The organism is Blautia faecis (assembly GCF_020554845.1).
Lineage (GTDB): Bacteria > Bacillota > Clostridia > Lachnospirales > Lachnospiraceae > Blautia_A > Blautia_A faecis.
The window spans coordinates 157,216-175,089 of record NZ_JAJCIA010000003.1; the positions used below are offsets into that span (position 1 = coordinate 157,216).

The window sequence follows — 17,874 nt, forward strand, 5'->3', positions numbered from 1 at the left end:
CAAAAGTGGCAGAACAGAAGAATCAGGATCTGAATCAGCTTCTGAAAATCCGCCGTGATAAACTGGCAGAGCTTCAGGCGAATGGCAAGGATCCATTTCAGATAACAAAATTTAATCAGACCCATCATTCACTGGAAGTAAAGAACCTTTATGAGGCACATGAAGCAGAGCTGCTGAAGGATCGCACAGAGCCGGATGTAACAGGTCTTGATGAAGAGCAGGCGAAGGAAGTTCAGAAGAACGACTACGAAGAGAGAAGAAGTATTATGGATGCCAGCCCGATCCATGTGGCAATCGCTGGACGTATGATGTTCAAGAGAGTCATGGGAAAAGCTTCTTTCTGCAATATCCAGGATTTACAGGGAAACATTCAGGTATATGTTGCAAGAGACGCTATCGGAGCAGATTCTTATGCAGACTTTAAGAAATCTGATATCGGCGATATCTTCGGCCTGGAAGGTTTTGCATTCAGAACCAGAACCGGTGAGATTTCTATTCATGCAGAGAAAATGACTCTTTTATCAAAGAGCCTGCAGATCCTTCCGGAGAAATTCCACGGACTGACAGATACAGATATGCGTTATCGTCAGAGATATGTAGACCTGATCATGAACCAGGAGAGCAAGAACGTATTTATCAAGCGCTCCCAGGTCATTAAAGAGATCCGAAACTTCCTTGCTGGCCGTGACTTCATGGAAGTAGAGACTCCGATGCTGGTTTCCAATGCTGGTGGTGCAGCTGCCAGACCATTTGAGACACATTACAATGCACTGAACGAAGATGTTAAGCTTCGTATTTCACTGGAACTTTATCTGAAACGACTAATCGTTGGTGGACTTGAAAGAGTCTACGAGATTGGCCGTGTATTCCGTAATGAGGGTGTTGATACCCGTCACAATCCAGAATTTACACTGATGGAGCTTTACCAGGCATATACAGATTATGAAGGAATGATGGAACTTACGGAATCCATGTTCCGCTATCTGGCGGAGAAGGTCTGCGGTTCCACCAAGATTTCTTACAATGGTATCGAGATTGATCTTGGAAAGCCATTTGAGCGTCTGACCATGAATGATGCGATCAAGAAATATGCAGGCATTGATTTTGATGAAGTTGCAGATGATGAGGCTGCTAAGAAGCTTGCAGCTGAGCATCATATTGAATATGAAGAGCGCCATAAGAAGGGCGATATCATCAATCTGTTCTTTGAGGAATATTGTGAGAAAGAGCTGATCCAGCCGACCTTTATTATGGATCATCCGATTGAGATTTCTCCGCTGACTAAGAAGAAACCTTCTGATCCGAATAAGGTAGAGCGTTTCGAGCTGTTCATCAATACATGGGAAATGTGTAATGCTTACTCTGAGCTGAATGACCCGATCGATCAGAGAGAGCGTTTCAAAGCACAGGATGCTCTTGCTGATGCTGGTGATGAGGAAGCAAACCACACAGACGAAGACTTCCTGAATGCACTGGAGATTGGTATGCCTCCGACAGGCGGTATCGGATACGGAATCGACCGTCTGGTTATGCTGCTTACAGATAGTCTGGCAATTCGTGACGTGCTCCTGTTCCCGACAATGAAGTCCTTAGACGCTAAGAAGGGCGAAGGGAAGGCTGAAAAGGCAGTAGAAAATGCTGCTGTGGCAGAGGAAAAGGTTGCAGAAAAGATTGATTTCTCCAACGTAAAAATCGAACCATTGTTTGAAGAAATGATTGATTTCGATACCTTTGCAAAGGCTGATTACCGTGCAGTAAAGATTCTGGAATGTGAGGCAGTACCGAAGTCAAAGAAGCTTTTAAAGTTCACTCTGGATGACGGAACAGACCGGAAACGCACGATTTTAAGTGGTATTCACGAGTATTACGAGCCAGAAGATCTGATTGGCAAGACAGCGATTGCAATCGTAAATTTGCCTCCGAGAAAGATGATGGGCATTGATTCCGAGGGTATGCTGATTTCAGCAGTACACGAGGAAGATGGACATGAGGGATTAAATCTTCTCATGGTGAATGACCGGATTCCGGCAGGTGCGAAGCTGTACTAAGAATCAGAAAATCCATAGACTTTTATGAGTTTATCGAGTGTTTGACATCAAATTGACATCAAATTTGTGTCATTCGGTGGACTAATATGGACTGAAAAGGGATGTTTTAGAAATCAGAACCTTTCAAAACTTAATAGTTGAATGCTATTAAAAGGACATTTTCCAATAAAACGGAGAGTGTCCTTTTTCTGTTGTTATGGTCAAAACAAAATCAAAATAACACAAGGAGGGTTCTATTATGACAAGTACAGCGTTAGGAGCAGAAACCAAAAAGGAAGAAAAGATTATTTTTATCAGCGATGCACATGAGAAATTCTACTACGAGAAGTTAAAGGAAGTCCGGTATCAGGATGTTTACCACAAGGCACTCTGCTATTGTCTTGGGATCAGCGATGATACCAGAAGAAATGTTTACAGAATTTATGATTTCAAAACAGGATGCGTAATAACAGAGTGTTTACACGAAGGCTGGCAGACCAGTGGAAGTGTGAGAGTGGTCAGAATGGCATTCAATCTGTATTGCAATGGAACACCAAGTGTTTCCGATTATGAAGATGCAGAAGAACAGGTGGACGAGTGCAGGCAGTACACGGTGGAGGAAATATTCTGCTGTGCTTATGCACCATATTTCTGGCAGGCAATTCAGATTCGGTATCCGGAATATGCCACATACAACCATAAGCTGTATGCCTTATTGGGAGGAACAGACTAATGTTAAAAGTCAGATTGATGGGAACAAAGAATGATATTAAGTGGTTCGGAAAGATTTTGCAGAGGAATCCGAAAGTGGAAGTAACGGAGTTTTCCGAGATGTATCCGAATAAGGGAACGAAGAAATTTTACAGGGCGTATGTAGAAGTAAAGAAAAGAAACGTAGCAGAAAAATAGCAGAAAACAAAGGAGAATCTATCATGTGTAAAATAATCGCAATCGCAAACCAAAAAGGTGGTGTGGGTAAGACCACCACAACCAGTAATTTAGGTATAGGACTGGCAAAACATGGCAAGAAAGTCCTGCTGATTGATGCCGATGCACAGGGCAGTCTGACAGACAGTCTTGGCTTCACAGAGCCGGACAAGCTAGAGGAAACACTTGCAACAGCACTTGGCAATATCATCAATGATGAAGATATGGAAGCGGATTATGGTATCCTGAAACACAAAGAGGGAATTGACCTGATGCCGGGAAACATTGAGCTTTCCGGTCTGGAAGTATCACTTGTAAATGTGATGAGCAGGGAGCTTGTGATGCGTTCCTACATAGAGCTGGTAAAGGATAATTATGATTATATTTTGATTGACTGTATGCCCTCCCTCGGCATGATTACCATAAACGCCTTTGCCTGTGCGGACAGTATCCTGATTCCGGTACAGGCGGCATATCTTCCGGCAAAAGGATTACAGCAGCTTATTAAGACGATTGGAAAGGTCAGGAGGCAGATTAACCCAAAGCTGACGATTGAGGGGATTCTGCTGACAATGGTGGATGCCAGAACCAATTATGCAAAGGACATTACTGCATTACTGGTGGAGAATTACGGTAGCAAGGTGCGGATATTTGAAAACAGTATTCCCATTTCCGTCCGTGCGGCAGAGATTTCCGCAGAGGGTGTCAGTATCTACGAACATGATCCGAAAGGCAAAGTAGCCGCTGCTTATCAGTCTTTGACGGAGGAGGTGCTTGGGAATGAGTAAAGCAGGAAGTGCCGCAAAGGTAAAATTAAGCAGTTATGATGATTTATTTGGAAATGCAGAAGAAAAGACAGGGAGCGAAGAGCAGATTATCAGAGCCAAGCTCACGGATTTGCATGAGTTTAGAAATCATCCGTTCCGTGTACTGGACGATGAAAAAATGGAAGAAACAACGGAAAGCATCAGTAAGTATGGGGTGCTCGTACCGGGAATTGCAAGACCGAGGGCAGAGGGTGGCTATGAAATCATAGCCGGACACCGCAGAAAACGAGGTTCAGAACGGGCAGGAAAAGAGGATATGCCTGTGATAGTCCGCAATTATACAGACGATGAAGCTACGATTATCATGGTGGATTCCAACATTCAGCGTGAGGACATTCTGCCAAGTGAGAAGGCGAAAGCTTATGCCATGAAATACGAGGCTATGAAGCATCAGGGCAGAAAAGGAAACGGAAATACGCTTGACGAGGTAGGAGAAGCTGCCGGAGAAAGCGGAAAGACGGTGCAAAGGTATATCTGGCTTGCAAGGCTGTCCGATGAGCTGCTAGAGTTGGTTGACAGAAAGAAAATCGGTCTGGTACAGGGTGTTGACATTTCCTTTCTGTCGGAAGATGCACAACAGTGGGTGCTGGTAATCCTTGAGGAAAGCGGAGCAAATATTTCCACAGTACAGTCTGCCAAGCTGAAGGAATATGGGAAAAGCGGCGAACTGACGCTGCCGATGGTGCGTCTGATACTGACCGAGGAAAAGCCGAAAGAGAGGAAAGTTACAATCAAGTCTGAAAAAATCAGCCAGTTTTTTTCAGAGGAATACTCCAGCGAAGAGATTGAGGGGATTATCCTGCAATTATTGGAGGAATGGCAGAAGAAACAGTAAAGGGGGTGCGGTAAAATGGGTAAACAGATACAGTTTGATTATTACTATGGGATTGAAGCAGAACAGTTTTCCTTTTATCGTGTTCCTCGGTTGCTGATTAAAGACGAGCGTTTCAAGGGGCTTAGCAGCGATGCCAAGCTCCTGTACGGTCTGATGCTTGACAGGCTGTCTTTGTCCATGAAAAACGGATGGCTTGACAGTGAGAACCGGGCGTATATCATTTATACGATTGATAACATCATGGAGGATTTAGGATGTGCAAAGGCAACCTGTGTTAAGATTATGAAAGAACTGGACAGCGATAATGGAATAGGATTGATCGAGAAAAAACGCAGGGGACTTGGCAAACCAGATATTATTTATGTGAAAAATTTTGCCACAATAGGAGAAGCAGAGGAAGAAACGCCTGCAAATACTGATGTTTCCATAGAAGTTCAGGATTTGAACTTCAAGAGTTCTAAAAGTTATACTTCCAGAAGTTCAGAAATTGAACTTCAAGAGGTTCAAAAAGCAGACTTCCAGAAGTCTAAAAATTTTACTTCAAGAAGTACAATAACTGAACCTGCGGAAGTTCAAAAAGCAGACCCTAATTATACTAACTATAATCATACTAATCAGAGTAATACTGATAGGAATTATATCAATCCTATCAATCAATCCGGAAGTGAGCCGGAACGGGAGATTGATGTGATGGAAGATGTCAATGCTTATATGGAAATTATCAAAGAGAATATTGAGTACGAACATCACATGAAATATGGCAGATGGCAGGACAAAGGGCTGTATGAGGAATTATATGAGGTAATCTGTGAGATTGTATGTGTGAAGCATAAGACTGTTAAAATCGGTGGAAATGATTATCCATATGAGCTTGTAAAATCAAAGTTCCTCAAACTGAATAGCTCCCATTTGGAATATGTGATAGGATGTATGCAGGAAACAACTACGAAAATTGCAAATATCAAGGCATATATGGTAACAGCTCTTTATAATGCACCCTCAACGATGAATCATTATTATCAGCAGGAGGTACAGCATGATATGTACGGAGGTGGCTGGAATGAAAAGAATATTGGTTAAAATTGTGCTTCCGGTATCGTTGCTGGCAGTTTGGATGATAACCTGTTATCCGATTTGCAGAAAAGCAGAAGGATTTGATTTTTTCCTGTATTGGGTACTGGTCGGCTGTCCTTATGGGATCAGAAAAATGTGTATGATTCTCATACCAAAAAATTTCGGAATTGCAGGAAGTATAGGAATACTGGCACTGAACTGTATTGTAGGTGGTCTGATTGGCGGTGTGGTTGTAATTCTGAGAATGGTTATGGTGCTGATGGAGATAATAAAGATAATCAGTGATACTTCTGGACACGATGTCCAAAGGTGCAGATGAAAAGCGAAAATGAAAAAGGCATTGTTCATCAATCAGAACAACACCTTTAATTATCATCCGGGACGTATTCCATAATCTCTTCAATCCGGCAGTTAAGTATCTGGCAAAGCCTGTTTAAAATAAGCGTTTTTACAACAAGGTTCTGCCGAAGCCGCTGAAGCTGTGCTTTATCAATGCCATAATCTTTGATAAGCTGGTACTGGCTGATTCCTTTTTCCTTTAGCGTACGCCAAAGCGGGTCGTATTTAATCATACTGAAAGCTCCTTTCCACACTTGTATTCTAAGTGCATGAAACATATAATAATATGGTGCGTGTACACACCATAAAACATACAAGGAGAGTAAAAAAGTTATGGAACATAATGAGTTTAAGGATCAGCTATACGAAGTATTAGATGAAAATGATGTGGCTTTAGGGATTGAGGATATAGATACCTCTGATGCCGCAAATATTTTTACAATAAAAACAAGGGACGGAAGTGTTTTTGAAATAGAAACACGGAAGATTGAATAAGAGGCAGCACGATGCCTCGAAACAGGAGGTTTGCAACTGTGGAGAAAAGTTACATTACAGACATAGAACGGGAACGGTGCAAAAAGGTTGCCGCAGCCTATGCAGAACTGTATGAGCTGGAAAGCATTTTGGTATTGGATGTAGGACGGTACGGTTTTGTGAAGCTGCAATATTACACACCGGAGTATGGATTTAATGATGTTATAACCTATACAGACAGTGAGAGTATGTTTGAGGACTTATGGCAGGAATGGCTTGATACCCGGCTCTATCTCTTCGCAAAGGGAACGCCGATGCTGGAAATGGGATATGAGGAAATCTTCAAATGTCTGCCGGAGGAAAAACAGAAAGAGCTTTTAGAGCAAAAAGCAGTATTTGCAAAAATGGCAGAAATAGAACTGAAATAAAACAGCGTCAGGGTAGTTATGAATTGAAAGATTTGTAGCTGCCCTTTTTTTATTGCTTTTGGACACGATGTCCAGAAGCGGAAAGGAGCAAAATGGAATCATTACGAGATGTAAAAAGAGTTATGGAACGGGAGATAGAGAAAGGGAGCTGCCCATTGCAGTTTGAGTGGCTGGAATTTGGAGAAAAACCGTTTCATTTTATTGAATCGGAAGAATGGCTGAATGAGGTGCTTTTCTATCTGCTTCGGTTGGGAGAATATAGCGGGTATACGGTGCATCTTGTGGGAAACAACGTGTATATGGATTTGGATATGATGTGCAGGAAAATCCAGTTTAAGCGTACCCGTACTGGTGTTGAACGAAGCGAGATATACCGGAAAATCCAAAGATACAAAAATAAATTAAAGCCGGATTATGCAGGCAGGGTTTGTATGGAAACAGTACAGTGCGTGTTCCGTCTGCCGGAGGAAGAAGCGGAGAAATGGAAAATACAATATGAGGGACAGGAAACCTACGCTTTTCCCATGTCGAATAAATATATCCTCGGTTTATTTACTCATTGTGAAGCTGCAAGGAAGTCTGTGGTGGAGTCTGGTGTGGAATATGAATATCTGGCAGAGGAGGAACAGAAGATACTCCGGCTTGAAAATGTGCGTGATGTGCTGTTTCAGGCATTGCTGCTGGATAATGTATCAATGGAAAACGGTATGTTTCGTGCAGATATGTGTACGGTCATGCTGTTGGGGTAGAAAATAGCATAAATAGGATGTATAATAGAAATGAATTTGGAACAAAATTATACAAGAAAAATCATAATATGAAGAATACTATCCAGATAAATGGAGAGGGAGTTAGTGACAGTGAGGATAAATTACGATACCAATATCGAAGATGAGGAAATATATTTATTTAATGAAAAAGATGATAAAACACCATACTATGAAAAGGGAACTTCATATAATTATTTTGATGAAGAGGAAAATTTGAGTTTTGAAGATGCAATTTTTTATTATGAGAATGATATGAGGTTTAACCCTTATAAAGATACATATTTAGGTCCTAAGAAACAGGCTCAGCGAAAAGAAATATTGGATTATTATTTGCAACCTTATTCTGAAGATAGAATTGTTAATTTGGAAGAATTGGTAGTGTTTTTGGATTACTCACAGGGAATTAGGGAGTTTGACCTGTGGGAAGAGGGAAATATTTTGCATCTTAGGGGATCAGGAAAGTATAAAGAAAGATTTGATATTTCAAAATTAAATGAGATAGACTATAAACTTTTTTATCTTGATAGGGATGAAAAAAGGGTGCATCTTTTTTGGGCAGAAAAAAATAATGAATTTAAATATGGTTATACAATGATTCAGCATGATGAGCCTTACCAAATTGAGGAAGATGATGAGAATGGAGATAGGTGGTATGTATGGATATTTCCGCTTTTACCAGTACTGAAATATCAAATGGATAAAAAGTATTGGATTCCTTATGGTAGAGATTATAAAGAATTGCAGAAAATTAAACAGAATGAAGAAAAATTACAAAATGCAATAGCGGATCAAGAGATGCTACATGAAATAAATTATCTTAATATTGATAAAACAAATTATGAATATTTGGGAAAGGCTAGAAAGAGGCAGAAACCAAAACTGGTAAATGGTGTATTAGTTTATAACAGAGATAGACAAATTGCATTAAATGCCTTATTACATGCAGGTTTTCTGTGCGAAATCAATAAGGAACATCCGTCATTTATAAGAAAAAATTCGGAAAAGAAATATATGGAATGTCATCATTTGGTTCCGCTCTCATATTCTTATAAATTTCCAGATATTTCATTAGATGTGGAGGAGAATATTGTATGTTTGTGTAGTAACTGTCATAATCAGCTTCATTATGGAAAAGGTGCAGATGTATTGTTAAAAAAATTATATCTTGAAAGGCATTCTTATTTGGAAAAGGTTGGGATTCATATTACGTTAAATGAATTGCTTGAAATGTATGAGGTTTAATTTGAAAAATATAGATTGTAGCAGGCATAAAATTGAGTAATAAAATACATATACAGCGTCAGGGCAGTTATGAGTCGAAAGATTTGTAGCTGCCCTTTTTTTATTGCTTTTGGACACGATGTCCAGAAGCGGAACGGAGAGAACATGAAATATTTACTACATCGGCTGCTTGTTCCGCCCTGAAGGAACAGCAGTAAAAAGGAAAGAAGGAGGTACAGATGCAGGAAGAAGTAACGCAGAAAACAATCGCTCTTGTGATTAAGGCTGCAAAGCTGGATGCCAATATTCTAAAGTCTGCTATGAGAATGTATCTAAATCATCGCAGAAAACAGGCACAGAAAACGCATGGTAAAGTGTCGGTTAAGGAATTGGTGGGCGAGGGTGCAGGTGCTTCATCCATTGAAATCACAGATGGCAATATCAAATCCTTTGAGCGGGTAGCTCGTAAATACAATGTTGATTTTGCTGTGAAAAAGGATAAGACCACCGAGCCACCGAAGTACCTGGTATTTTTCAAGGGCAGGGATGCCGATGCTGTGGCACAGGCATTTAAGGAATTTGTTTATGGAAATGAGAAAAAGAACAGTAGGACTTCTGTAAGGCAGAAATTAAAGCATTTCCGGGATGTGGTATCAAAGGATCAGAACAAAGAACGGAGCCGGGAAAAGAATAAGGACAGGGGGCAGAGCCTATGAGTAATATCATAGCAGGCATTACCAAAGATTTAAAAGCTGTCCCCAAAAAGCTGAAGGAAAAAGCAAAAAGTGCAGATGTTAAAAAGCTGATACTGCTGAATCTTCCCTATGTGCTTGCCGGGTACTTCTGTAATAAGGCAGCATTTTTATGGAGAGTGGCAGAGGGCAGTAATGCGTCTGACAAGATGATGGTAGTAATGAGCCAAATGGACAGGATGTTTTCCAATCCGTTCCCCAGTTTTTTTCTGAGTGATTTGCTGATTGGAATCGCCGGAGGCGTTGCCTTAAAATTCATTGTTTATTATAAGGCGAAGAATGCCAAGAAATTCCGGCAGGGTGTGGAATACGGTTCTGCACGGTGGGGGAATGCCAAAGATATAGAGCCATATATGGATTCTGTATTTGAAAATAATATTCTTCTGACCGCTACGGAGCGTCTGATGATGTCCGGCAGACCGAAAGAACCGAAGTATGCAAGAAATAAAAATATTCTTGTGATTGGCGGTTCCGGCTCCGGTAAAACAAGATTTTTCGTGAAGCCGAACCTGATGCAGATGCACTCGTCCTATTGCGTCACTGACCCGAAAGGCACAATCTTAGTGGAATGTGGGAAGATGCTGAAGCGGGGCAAGTATAAGATTAAAGTCCTCAACACCATAAACTTTGCAAAATCCATGCATTATAATCCATTTGCTTATCTGCGGAGCGAAAAGGACATTTTGAAACTCGTCAACACAATCATAGTCAACACAAAAGGAGAGGGGCAGCAATCCGGTGAGGACTTTTGGGTCAGTGCGACTCGTTCGCAGACGGTAAAAAGTCTGCGCACGAGCAACGGTTTTCCGTTGTTCGGAGAACTGGTAGTTTGATAGGTGGAATGACGGGGTAACGCCCTGAAACGCCTACCCTTGATGGGCGTGCATTAGCTGTAATGGCTGGTGTACGAAGCCCCATGACAAAGGCTGAGAGTAACCGTAACCACTGCCTAAAGTGGTCGAAAGCGGTCTGGAGGCAGACTGTGTTACCTATAAGCCGAGAGTCTATAAGATACCTATGGTTAGAATGTTCGCTTTGGCGGGCGGACTGACGAACCTGCGAATGTACAGGTCTAAAAGAAGACCACGCAGAAATGTGTGGGTGCGTTAATGCGCAGTCGGTGTGGTTTAGTAGAAATTGATCCTACGAACGACCATGCTGTGTTACAGGCACAGGCAAGCCGACAGGTCTATAGCAGGAACCTATGGGTATGTATGAACAGATAGAACTATCGGAACGAGGAAAGGCAGCAGATTCCGTAAGGAATAGTCTGACGAAAAACAATAAGCAGACGAACTGCTGCTGAAAAGTAGTGGTCGAACCTATGATGTGCTTGCGTTATGTGAGCTACGGAGGAATGGCCACAAGTCGGTTGAGATAAGCAGGCATTATTCAATCCAACATAAGGATTCGAGTAAGACCAAAAGGGTCACTTTCGCAAAAAGGAGGTGATGCCTTATGCCAAAGAAAAACAAAACTCTATGTGTAGATGACTTACGTCATGCCGAGTATTACGGTATGCAGCCAGTTTTTGATGAACTCTATCATCGAAGTTTGGAGGGAGAAAATTTTACCGACCTTATGGATTTAATTCTGAGCCGGGACAACATTCTTCTGGCATATCGGAACATCAAAGCAAACGGAGGAAGCTACACAGCAGGAACAGACAACAAAAACATCAGTGACATCGGGTGTTTACCGCCCGAAACAGTTGCAGAGAAAGTGAGGTTTATTGTCACAGGAAGTCAGCACGGATACCGCCCAAAGCCGGTAAGACGCAAAGACATTCCGAAACCAAACGGAAAAACCAGACCGTTAGGTATTCCCTGTATCTGGGACAGGCTGGTACAGCAATGTATCAAACAGGTCATAGAGCCAATCTGCGAAGCGAAATTCAGCGACAACAGTTACGGCTTTCGCCCGAACCGTTCCGTGGAACACGCCGTGCAGAAAACTTACACCATGCTTCAACGCATGAACCTGCATTATGTGATTGAGTTTGATATAAAAGGATTTTTCGACAACGTAAATCACAGCAAGCTAATGCGGCAAATATGGGCAATGGGAATACACGACAAACAGTTGATTTTTATTATCAAGCGGATTCTGAAAGCACCGATTAGAATGCCAGACGGCACTACACTCATTCCAGACAAAGGCACTCCGCAAGGCGGTATCATTTCACCGTTGCTTGCCAATATCGTGCTGAATGAACTGGACAAATGGGTTGAGAGCCAATGGCAGAACCACCCTCTTGTAAAGGAATACGGGTATGAGAGGAAAATCAGAAACTCGATTACTTTTGACCGGAGCAAGGCATTCCTCAAAATGAGGAAAACAGGGTTGAAAGAAATGTATATCGTGAGATATGCAGATGATTTCAGAATTTTCTGCCGGAATAAAGAGGACGCTTTGAGAACGAAAGAGGCTGTAACGGCATGGATAACCGAGAGGCTGAGGTTGGAGGTATCGCCAGAGAAAACAAGGATAGTCAATGTTAGAAAACGCTATTCAGAGTTTCTTGGGTTTAAGATACGAGTCAGACCGAAAAGCAGGAAGTACATCGTGCAATCTCATATCTGTGACAAAAAGTTGGAACTGGAAAGGCAAAAACTGGTGGAACAGGCGAAACGAATTGCCCGACCTTCAGAGGGAAAAAGACCTTTGGACGAAATACGGCTGTACAATTCAATGGTTCTGGGAATACAGAATTATTTTCAACTTGCCACCTGCATCAGCATTGATTGCAGGAAAATCCACAGACAGGTCATGACAGTTTTAACAAATCGGCTCAATACAGAAACCGGGTGCAGACTTGTTCGAGAGGGCGGCGCAATGACCGAGAGCGAAAAAGAACGGTTTGGAAAGTCGGCAATGATACGGTATGTATCTGGAATCGACCAACCTATCTACCCTATCGCATACATCAAGAACAAGATACCGATGGCAAAGAAAGCGGCGGTTTGCAGTTACACGGTAGAGGGACGGGCATTGATACACACGAACCTAAGTATGAACTCATCTGTTCTATCAGGTTTGAGGAATCAACCGTCTATGGGGCGAAGCACAGAACTTACTGACAGCAGGATTTCACTATTCTCGGCTCAACGTGGAAAATGTGCGCTAAGTGGGGAACTCTTTGAAAATGCGGCTGACATAGTATGCTGGCTGAAAACACCGGCAGAATTGGGCGGCAAGGAACGCTATCGAAATATGATTTTGTTCCATAATAGATTTCTTCCACTCCTGCAAGAGTGTCCTAAGAATGAGCTAAAAGAGATAGCCGACACGCTCAAGGCAACAAAGGAACTGATGTTAAAAGTGAACAGTCTGCGCCAGCAGGCTGGTTTGTCCGCAATAGAAAACTAACATTTCATTTGGTGATTGATTAAATGCTTGTGAAAACAACCGATGGAACGCCGGATGCGGTGAAAGTCGCACGTCCGGTGTGGAGTGGGGGAAAATCCGGCGATAACTTCAAAGGATTACCTATCACTATAAGCAGAAAAACTCTATTATACAGCATTGATTGCATACATCTGGTACGAAGCACCGGAGGAAGAACAGAATTTCGCCATGCTGATTGATATGATTGATGCAAGTGAAGCAAGAGAGGACGATGAAAACTTCAAAAATGCTGTTGATCTGCTCTTTGAGGAGCTGGAGGAAAAAGACCCGAACCATTTTGCTGTAAGGCAGTATAAGAAATATAAGCTTGCGGCAGGAAAAACAGCGAAGTCGATTCTGATTAGCTGCGGTGCAAGGTTAGCACCATTTGACATCAAAGAGCTGCGTGACCTGATGGAATATGATGAACTGGAACTTGACACGCTGGGCGAGGAAAAAACAGCGTTGTTCGTTATTATCTCTGATACAGATGCTACCTTTAATTTTGTGGTATCTATCATGTATTCACAGCTCTTTAACCTGCTTTGCGACAAGGCAGATGATGTTTATAACGGAAGGCTCCCGGTTCATGTGCGTATGCTCCTTGATGAGTTTGCGAACATCGGGCAGATTCCACAGTTTGAGAAGCTGATTGCTACAATCCGTAGCCGGGAAATATCAGCTTCTATTATTTTGCAGTCAAAATCACAGCTCAAAGCGATTTACAGGGACAATGCCGATACCATAGAGGGCAACTGTGACACTACGCTGTTTCTCGGAGGAAAGGAAAAGACCACCTTAAAGGAATTAGCAGAGGTATTGGGGAAAGAAACCATTGACCTGTACAACACCTCGGATACGAGGGGAACGAGCCAGTCCTACGGTCTGAATTACCAAAAGACCGGAAAGGAACTGATGAGCCAAGATGAGATTGCTGTCATGGATGGTGGGAAATGTATTATGCAGCTTAGAGGTGTCAGGCCATTTTTCTCGGACAAATTCGATATAACGAAGCACAAGCGGTACAAGGAGCTGTCCGACTATGACAAGAAAAATGCCTTTGATATGGAGCAGTATGTGAAGCATCTGCACCACATGAAGGTCACGGAAAAGACAAAGGTGGACGAAGCCTTTGACTGCGGGGAACTTTCCCCGGATACAACTGAATAGGAACATTTGGACACGATGTCCAGAAATACGGGAGTTTTGTAGGGAGAATACAATGCTCCTTATTTTTTGCACAAAATTATATCTTAGGAAAGAAAGAGGTAAACAATATGTCATTTTTTACAACAGCAGTAACCGGATTAAAAACAGTCGTAACCGCAATCGGAGCAGGTGTGGCAGTATGGGGCGTAATCAACTTATTGGAAGGTTACGGAAATGATAATCCAGGTGCAAAATCACAGGGAATCAAGCAGTTTATGGCTAATTAAAGGGAACAAAAAGAAAGGAAAAGCACAATCCAGACGGTATCAGCGGCAGGCTACAAGAATAAATTGTGATTTCACAAGATTGGTGCTATAATAAGAGAAAAGTTCCTGCCGGGGCAGCCGCCCCGGTGGTATGGATAGAAAGGCAGGAAAGCAATATGCACATCAGCTATAAACCACTCTGGCATACACTGTTAGAGCGTGATATGAGAAAAGAAGATTTAAGGCTTGCCGCCGGTATGACAACGAATATGATTGCCAACATGAGCAAAGAGGGAAAGCACATCAGCATGGACACATTAGCCCGTATCTGCGAAACGCTGAATTGTGAGATTACCGATGTGATTGAGTTAGTATCAGACGAGCCTGCTTCCACAGGAGGTAAGGAGCATGAGCGAATTGAAACCAAGAATAACGGAAAACGGAATTGATTATATCCTTGTCGGAGATTACTATATCCCAGATTTGAAGCTGCCGGAGGAACATCGCCCTATCGGAAAGTACGGACGGATGCACCGGGAGTATTTAAGAGAAGTCCACCCAGCCAAATTGAACACCTTGACCTTGACAGGGGAGTTATGGACATACCTTGCAGACCTGAACGAACAGGCACAGGAACGGTTAGACACCATCATGGAGCAGATGAAAGATGCCGAGGGCGTGACCGAGGAATTGAAACGAACCCAACAAATGGAATGGGTGCGGCGTTGCAATAACATTCACAACCGGGCAGAAGAAATTATTTTGCAAGAGATGATTTATTCATAACGGTATGGTAGAATGATTATGACAAATAAGAATTTTTTGCTCCATACGCCCTTGACAATAGTCCTTACAATATACTATAATAGTATTTGTAAATACTATTTGTAAGAGGAGGACTTATGGAAAACAATCATTTTAACGTTGCGTGGGAGAAAAGCACTGCGCTATATACAAAAGCAGCTTCAGTACTTGGCATCGGATACCCGGAAATGATGGTGCTGTATGCGCTGGAATCCATGGGAGAACTGACGCAAAAGCAGATCGCAGAGAATTTCGGTATGCAAAAACAGACGGTTCATACGGTCGTGAGCGCACTTCAAAAGAAGGGCTATTTACTGTTGGAGGCCAGCGAGGGCGATAAACGTGAGAAGCGGATCGTCTTGACTGAAAGCGGACAGGTATACGCCCACAGAATGATTGCGCCTTTACGAAAAGCCGAGGAGAAGGTTTATAGAACAATCGGGAACGAACGGCTCCAAGCCATGTGTGAAATTCTTGACCTTTTCAATCTTCTCTTTGAAAGAGAGCTGAGAGGAGGGCTGGGCAGTGAATAACAAGCGGACTTTCTTTCAGTATGTGATTCCGTCCGTGTTATCCTTTGCGCTTTCCGGGGTGTATGCCATCGTTGACGGTTTCTTTGTAGGCAACTCAATCGGGGATGCCGGACTTTCCGCAATCAACATTGCATATCCCATCACGGCGGTCCTGCAATCCGTAGGGACAGGAATCGGAATGGGCGGTTCAGTCAAATACTCCATTCTGAAAGCAGCAGGAAATGAGAAAAAAGCACGGGAGTTCGTTGCCGGTGCAACATGGCTGATGCTTCTTTTCAGCGCTGTCCTGACTGTCACCGTTTTCTTCACTTCAGAGAAAATCCTTTCTGCCCTTGGTGCATCGGGCGAGTTGCTTACTCTGGGAAATGAGTATATCAAGGTAATTGCCCTTGGAGCGATTTTACAGGTGTTCGGCACCGGACTGGTTCCGTTTATGCGTAATTACGGCGGTTCTTTGTGGGCAATGATCGCTATGATCTGCGGCTTTGCTACCAATGTTGCTCTTGACTATACTTTTGTGTGGGTTCTTGGACGGGGCATGTACGGTGCGGCATTGGCGACCATTATTGGGCAGGGAGTTACCATGGCGGTTGCACTCGTGTATTGCGCCATCAAAAAGAACCTCACTCTGAAAATCGCACCTGTTGATACCCCGAAAACGGCATTTCAGATATTAAAAATCGGACTTGCTCCATTTGGCTTGACCCTTGCCCCAAATATCTCTCTTGTGATCATCAACCGATTTTCGGTTTATTATGGCGGACAGGAGGCTATCGCCACCTATGCCTGTATCTCCTATATCATCTGCATTGTTTATCTTCTTTTGCAGGGTGTCGGTGATGGTAGCCAGCCGCTCATGAGTCAGTTCTACGGAGCAGGCGAAGAAAAATCGCTCAAACAAACCAAAACGCTGGCGTATGAATTTTCCATGGTTTTGGCGGTAATCAGTGCGATTCTGATTTACCTGCTCCGTGGAAAGATTGGACTACTGTTCGGTTCATCTGCCGAGGTAAACGCAGGGGTCATAAAGGTCATGCCGATCTTCCTTGTGTCGGTTCCGTTTGACGCCATCACACGAGTTTCCGCGGCGGCTTTCTACGCAACCGAAAAAAGTGTGCTGTCCTATGTTCTGACCTTTATCGAACCCATCATCATGCTGGTGTTGATGCTGATGCTGCCGCCGGTGTTTGGCGGTCAAATCACGATTTGGTGGAGCGCCGTATTTGCAAAGGTCATTACCGCATCAGTAAGCATTGTGCTGTCCGTTAGATACAGCGCACAAAGAAATCGATAACTTCCAGTTTATCGTTCTGATTTTCAACTGAATAACCACAGTAAAAACCGCTGCTACATGGAAGCTAACAAACCATGCAACAGCGGTTTTTCTTTACCGTTTTTTCCTTTGGCTGATAGGCGTTCCCATTTTCTTTGATTTTTTGAGAATCCGAATGAGCCAGCGGAATTCTTCTTCCGACAGATTTTTATAGTTGATACCGAGTTGCTTGCAATAAAGGATGACCAGCTTTTCATCCCGACTGCCCTTGAAATTTTCGACCGCTTCCAGATTTTCTTTCAGTTCATCGGCAACGGTGGTCTGGGGCGCACTCTCACTGTCCTTTTTGTGAGTTTCCCGAATATCCCGGATAATGAGATTGAGGTCATCCAGAACCATGTGGCTGAAATATTCATCATCGCTGATATGGGCGGCTTGCAGCACTTTCAAATGCGGGTCATCTTCGCCGGGGCGATACCGTTCAATGATTTCATGCCGGACGGTATCGACAAGTGCATTGAGATTTTGAATCTGCATGGTGGCAATCCCGTCCACATAAATCTCAATGTCTGCAAGAAACTTGATAAAATCTTTATGTGTGGCAAGCTCACAGAGCAGACGGTTGTTAATCCGACCGCTTTTCAGGAGAGCAACCATCTCATCATTCAAATGCAGCTCCGTCAATGACGTGTTGATCTGCTCCCTGTTCTCTGTCCGGCACAGTAGATAATCAACGGAAACCCCATAGAAGTCTGCCAGCGTGATAAGGTTGCCATGATTGATTTCCT

Annotated in this window: 20 protein-coding genes and 2 pseudogenes; 20 read left to right on the top strand and 2 right to left on the bottom strand. The window is 42.9% G+C overall.

The features are described 5' to 3' along the window. The first annotated feature begins 5 nt into the window (after positions 1–5). The 7 genes from lysS to LIZ66_RS02835 all read left to right on the top strand — a co-directional run bounded on the left by lysS (position 6) and on the right by LIZ66_RS02835 (position 6,009). Positions 6–2,048: a lysine--tRNA ligase gene (lysS, locus tag LIZ66_RS02805; RefSeq protein WP_227200085.1), complete on the top strand. Its 2,043-nt coding sequence runs from the start codon at positions 6–8 to the stop codon at positions 2,046–2,048. 238 nt (positions 2,049–2,286) lie between these two features. Then, positions 2,287–2,760 (top strand): DUF6075 family protein, encoded by a 474-nt coding sequence (locus tag LIZ66_RS02810; protein WP_227200083.1) that lies wholly within the window; start codon positions 2,287–2,289, stop codon positions 2,758–2,760. Next, entirely contained in the window at positions 2,760–2,936 is a 177-nt protein-coding gene (locus LIZ66_RS02815) for a hypothetical protein (RefSeq protein WP_002596300.1), read from the top strand. Before LIZ66_RS02810 ends, LIZ66_RS02815 begins: the two co-directional genes overlap by 1 nt. 23 nt (positions 2,937–2,959) lie before the next feature. Next, positions 2,960–3,742: a ParA family protein gene (locus tag LIZ66_RS02820; RefSeq protein ID WP_227200081.1), complete on the top strand. Its 783-nt coding sequence runs from the start codon at positions 2,960–2,962 to the stop codon at positions 3,740–3,742. Further along, positions 3,735–4,616, top strand: coding sequence for a ParB/RepB/Spo0J family partition protein (locus tag LIZ66_RS02825; protein WP_002596302.1), 882 nt, complete (start codon positions 3,735–3,737; stop codon positions 4,614–4,616). The genes LIZ66_RS02820 and LIZ66_RS02825 overlap by 8 nt, the downstream gene beginning before the upstream one ends. Positions 4,617–4,631: 15 nt before the next feature. Further along, positions 4,632–5,696, top strand: coding sequence for a DUF6017 domain-containing protein (locus LIZ66_RS02830; protein WP_227200074.1), 1,065 nt, complete (start codon positions 4,632–4,634; stop codon positions 5,694–5,696). Further along, positions 5,677–6,009, top strand: a complete 333-nt coding sequence (locus LIZ66_RS02835) for a DUF6050 family protein (protein WP_038259775.1) — start codon at positions 5,677–5,679, stop codon at positions 6,007–6,009. Before LIZ66_RS02830 ends, LIZ66_RS02835 begins: the two co-directional genes overlap by 20 nt. A gap of 46 nt (positions 6,010–6,055) precedes the next feature. Here the strand turns inward: LIZ66_RS02835 and LIZ66_RS02840 are convergent, their stop codons facing one another. Beyond that, positions 6,056–6,262 (bottom strand): helix-turn-helix domain-containing protein, encoded by a 207-nt coding sequence (locus LIZ66_RS02840; RefSeq protein WP_002596305.1) that lies wholly within the window; start codon positions 6,260–6,262, stop codon positions 6,056–6,058. Between the two features lie 100 nt (positions 6,263–6,362). Between LIZ66_RS02840 and LIZ66_RS02845 the strand changes: the two genes are divergently transcribed. The 13 genes and pseudogenes from LIZ66_RS02845 (at position 6,363) to LIZ66_RS18715 (ending at position 17,107) form a co-directional block, all read left to right on the top strand. Continuing rightward, positions 6,363–6,524, top strand: coding sequence for a hypothetical protein (locus LIZ66_RS02845; RefSeq protein WP_002596306.1), 162 nt, complete (start codon positions 6,363–6,365; stop codon positions 6,522–6,524). Positions 6,525–6,562: 38 nt separating this feature from the next. Beyond that, positions 6,563–6,931, top strand: a complete 369-nt coding sequence (locus tag LIZ66_RS02850) for a hypothetical protein (RefSeq protein WP_014081156.1) — start codon at positions 6,563–6,565, stop codon at positions 6,929–6,931. Between the two features lie 92 nt (positions 6,932–7,023). Then, entirely contained in the window at positions 7,024–7,680 is a 657-nt protein-coding gene (locus LIZ66_RS02855; protein WP_227200072.1) for a hypothetical protein, read from the top strand. A 105-nt stretch (positions 7,681–7,785) separates the two neighbouring features. Continuing rightward, positions 7,786–8,943, top strand: a complete 1,158-nt coding sequence (locus tag LIZ66_RS18710) for an HNH endonuclease (protein WP_227200070.1) — start codon at positions 7,786–7,788, stop codon at positions 8,941–8,943. A gap of 218 nt (positions 8,944–9,161) precedes the next feature. Next, on the top strand, positions 9,162–9,638 hold the full coding sequence (locus tag LIZ66_RS02865; protein WP_227200069.1) for a PcfB family protein: 477 nt from the start codon (positions 9,162–9,164) through the stop codon (positions 9,636–9,638). Then, positions 9,635–10,441, top strand: a pseudogene (locus LIZ66_RS02870) (type IV secretory system conjugative DNA transfer family protein); the annotation flags it as partial. The gene LIZ66_RS02865 and the pseudogene LIZ66_RS02870, both read left to right, overlap by 4 nt. Before the next feature lie 691 nt (positions 10,442–11,132). Then, positions 11,133–13,043 (top strand): group II intron reverse transcriptase/maturase, encoded by a 1,911-nt coding sequence (gene ltrA, locus LIZ66_RS02875; RefSeq protein WP_009005801.1) that lies wholly within the window; start codon positions 11,133–11,135, stop codon positions 13,041–13,043. Positions 13,044–13,175: 132 nt separating this feature from the next. Continuing rightward, a pseudogene (locus LIZ66_RS02880) lies at positions 13,176–14,231 on the top strand (VirD4-like conjugal transfer protein, CD1115 family); the annotation flags it as partial. Positions 14,232–14,338: 107 nt separating this feature from the next. Continuing rightward, positions 14,339–14,497, top strand: coding sequence for a Maff2 family mobile element protein (locus LIZ66_RS02885; RefSeq protein WP_227064562.1), 159 nt, complete (start codon positions 14,339–14,341; stop codon positions 14,495–14,497). Between the two features lie 155 nt (positions 14,498–14,652). After that, entirely contained in the window at positions 14,653–14,925 is a 273-nt protein-coding gene (locus LIZ66_RS02890) for a helix-turn-helix domain-containing protein (protein ID WP_009274451.1), read from the top strand. Next, a complete protein-coding gene (locus tag LIZ66_RS02895) occupies positions 14,885–15,262 on the top strand; it encodes a TnpV protein (RefSeq protein WP_009274452.1) in 378 nt (125 codons plus the stop codon). The genes LIZ66_RS02890 and LIZ66_RS02895 overlap by 41 nt, the downstream gene beginning before the upstream one ends. 116 nt (positions 15,263–15,378) lie before the next feature. Then, positions 15,379–15,813, top strand: a complete 435-nt coding sequence (locus tag LIZ66_RS02900) for a MarR family winged helix-turn-helix transcriptional regulator (RefSeq protein WP_227083177.1) — start codon at positions 15,379–15,381, stop codon at positions 15,811–15,813. Beyond that, positions 15,806–17,107, top strand: a complete 1,302-nt coding sequence (locus LIZ66_RS18715) for an MATE family efflux transporter (protein ID WP_003020289.1) — start codon at positions 15,806–15,808, stop codon at positions 17,105–17,107. Before LIZ66_RS02900 ends, LIZ66_RS18715 begins: the two co-directional genes overlap by 8 nt. A 93-nt stretch (positions 17,108–17,200) precedes the next feature. On the opposite strand, the gene LIZ66_RS02910 is transcribed toward LIZ66_RS18715, so the two are convergent. Then, positions 17,201–17,874: transcriptional regulator (locus tag LIZ66_RS02910; protein WP_227087359.1), on the bottom strand; the 674-nt coding region annotated here is incomplete at its 5' end.

Excerpts from the sequence above, each read along its gene's own strand:
- LIZ66_RS02810 (WP_227200083.1), top strand. The coding sequence starts at position 2,287 with ATGACAAGTACAGCGTTAGGAGCAGAAACCAAAAAGGAAGAAAAGATT.
- LIZ66_RS02865 (WP_227200069.1), top strand. The coding sequence starts at position 9,162 with ATGCAGGAAGAAGTAACGCAGAAAACAATCGCTCTTGTGATTAAGGCT.
- LIZ66_RS02890 (WP_009274451.1), top strand. The coding sequence starts at position 14,653 with ATGCACATCAGCTATAAACCACTCTGGCATACACTGTTAGAGCGTGAT.
- LIZ66_RS02885 (WP_227064562.1), top strand. The coding sequence starts at position 14,339 with ATGTCATTTTTTACAACAGCAGTAACCGGATTAAAAACAGTCGTAACC.
- LIZ66_RS02845 (WP_002596306.1), top strand. The coding sequence starts at position 6,363 with ATGGAACATAATGAGTTTAAGGATCAGCTATACGAAGTATTAGATGAA.
- LIZ66_RS02815 (WP_002596300.1), top strand. The coding sequence starts at position 2,760 with ATGTTAAAAGTCAGATTGATGGGAACAAAGAATGATATTAAGTGGTTC.
- LIZ66_RS02895 (WP_009274452.1), top strand. The coding sequence starts at position 14,885 with ATGAGCGAATTGAAACCAAGAATAACGGAAAACGGAATTGATTATATC.
- LIZ66_RS02900 (WP_227083177.1), top strand. The coding sequence starts at position 15,379 with ATGGAAAACAATCATTTTAACGTTGCGTGGGAGAAAAGCACTGCGCTA.
- LIZ66_RS02840 (WP_002596305.1), bottom strand. The coding sequence starts at position 6,262 with ATGATTAAATACGACCCGCTTTGGCGTACGCTAAAGGAAAAAGGAATC.
- LIZ66_RS02820 (WP_227200081.1), top strand. The coding sequence starts at position 2,960 with ATGTGTAAAATAATCGCAATCGCAAACCAAAAAGGTGGTGTGGGTAAG.
- ltrA (WP_009005801.1), top strand. The coding sequence starts at position 11,133 with ATGCCAAAGAAAAACAAAACTCTATGTGTAGATGACTTACGTCATGCC.
- LIZ66_RS02825 (WP_002596302.1), top strand. The coding sequence starts at position 3,735 with ATGAGTAAAGCAGGAAGTGCCGCAAAGGTAAAATTAAGCAGTTATGAT.
- LIZ66_RS02835 (WP_038259775.1), top strand. The coding sequence starts at position 5,677 with ATGAAAAGAATATTGGTTAAAATTGTGCTTCCGGTATCGTTGCTGGCA.
- LIZ66_RS02830 (WP_227200074.1), top strand. The coding sequence starts at position 4,632 with ATGGGTAAACAGATACAGTTTGATTATTACTATGGGATTGAAGCAGAA.
- LIZ66_RS02855 (WP_227200072.1), top strand. The coding sequence starts at position 7,024 with ATGGAATCATTACGAGATGTAAAAAGAGTTATGGAACGGGAGATAGAG.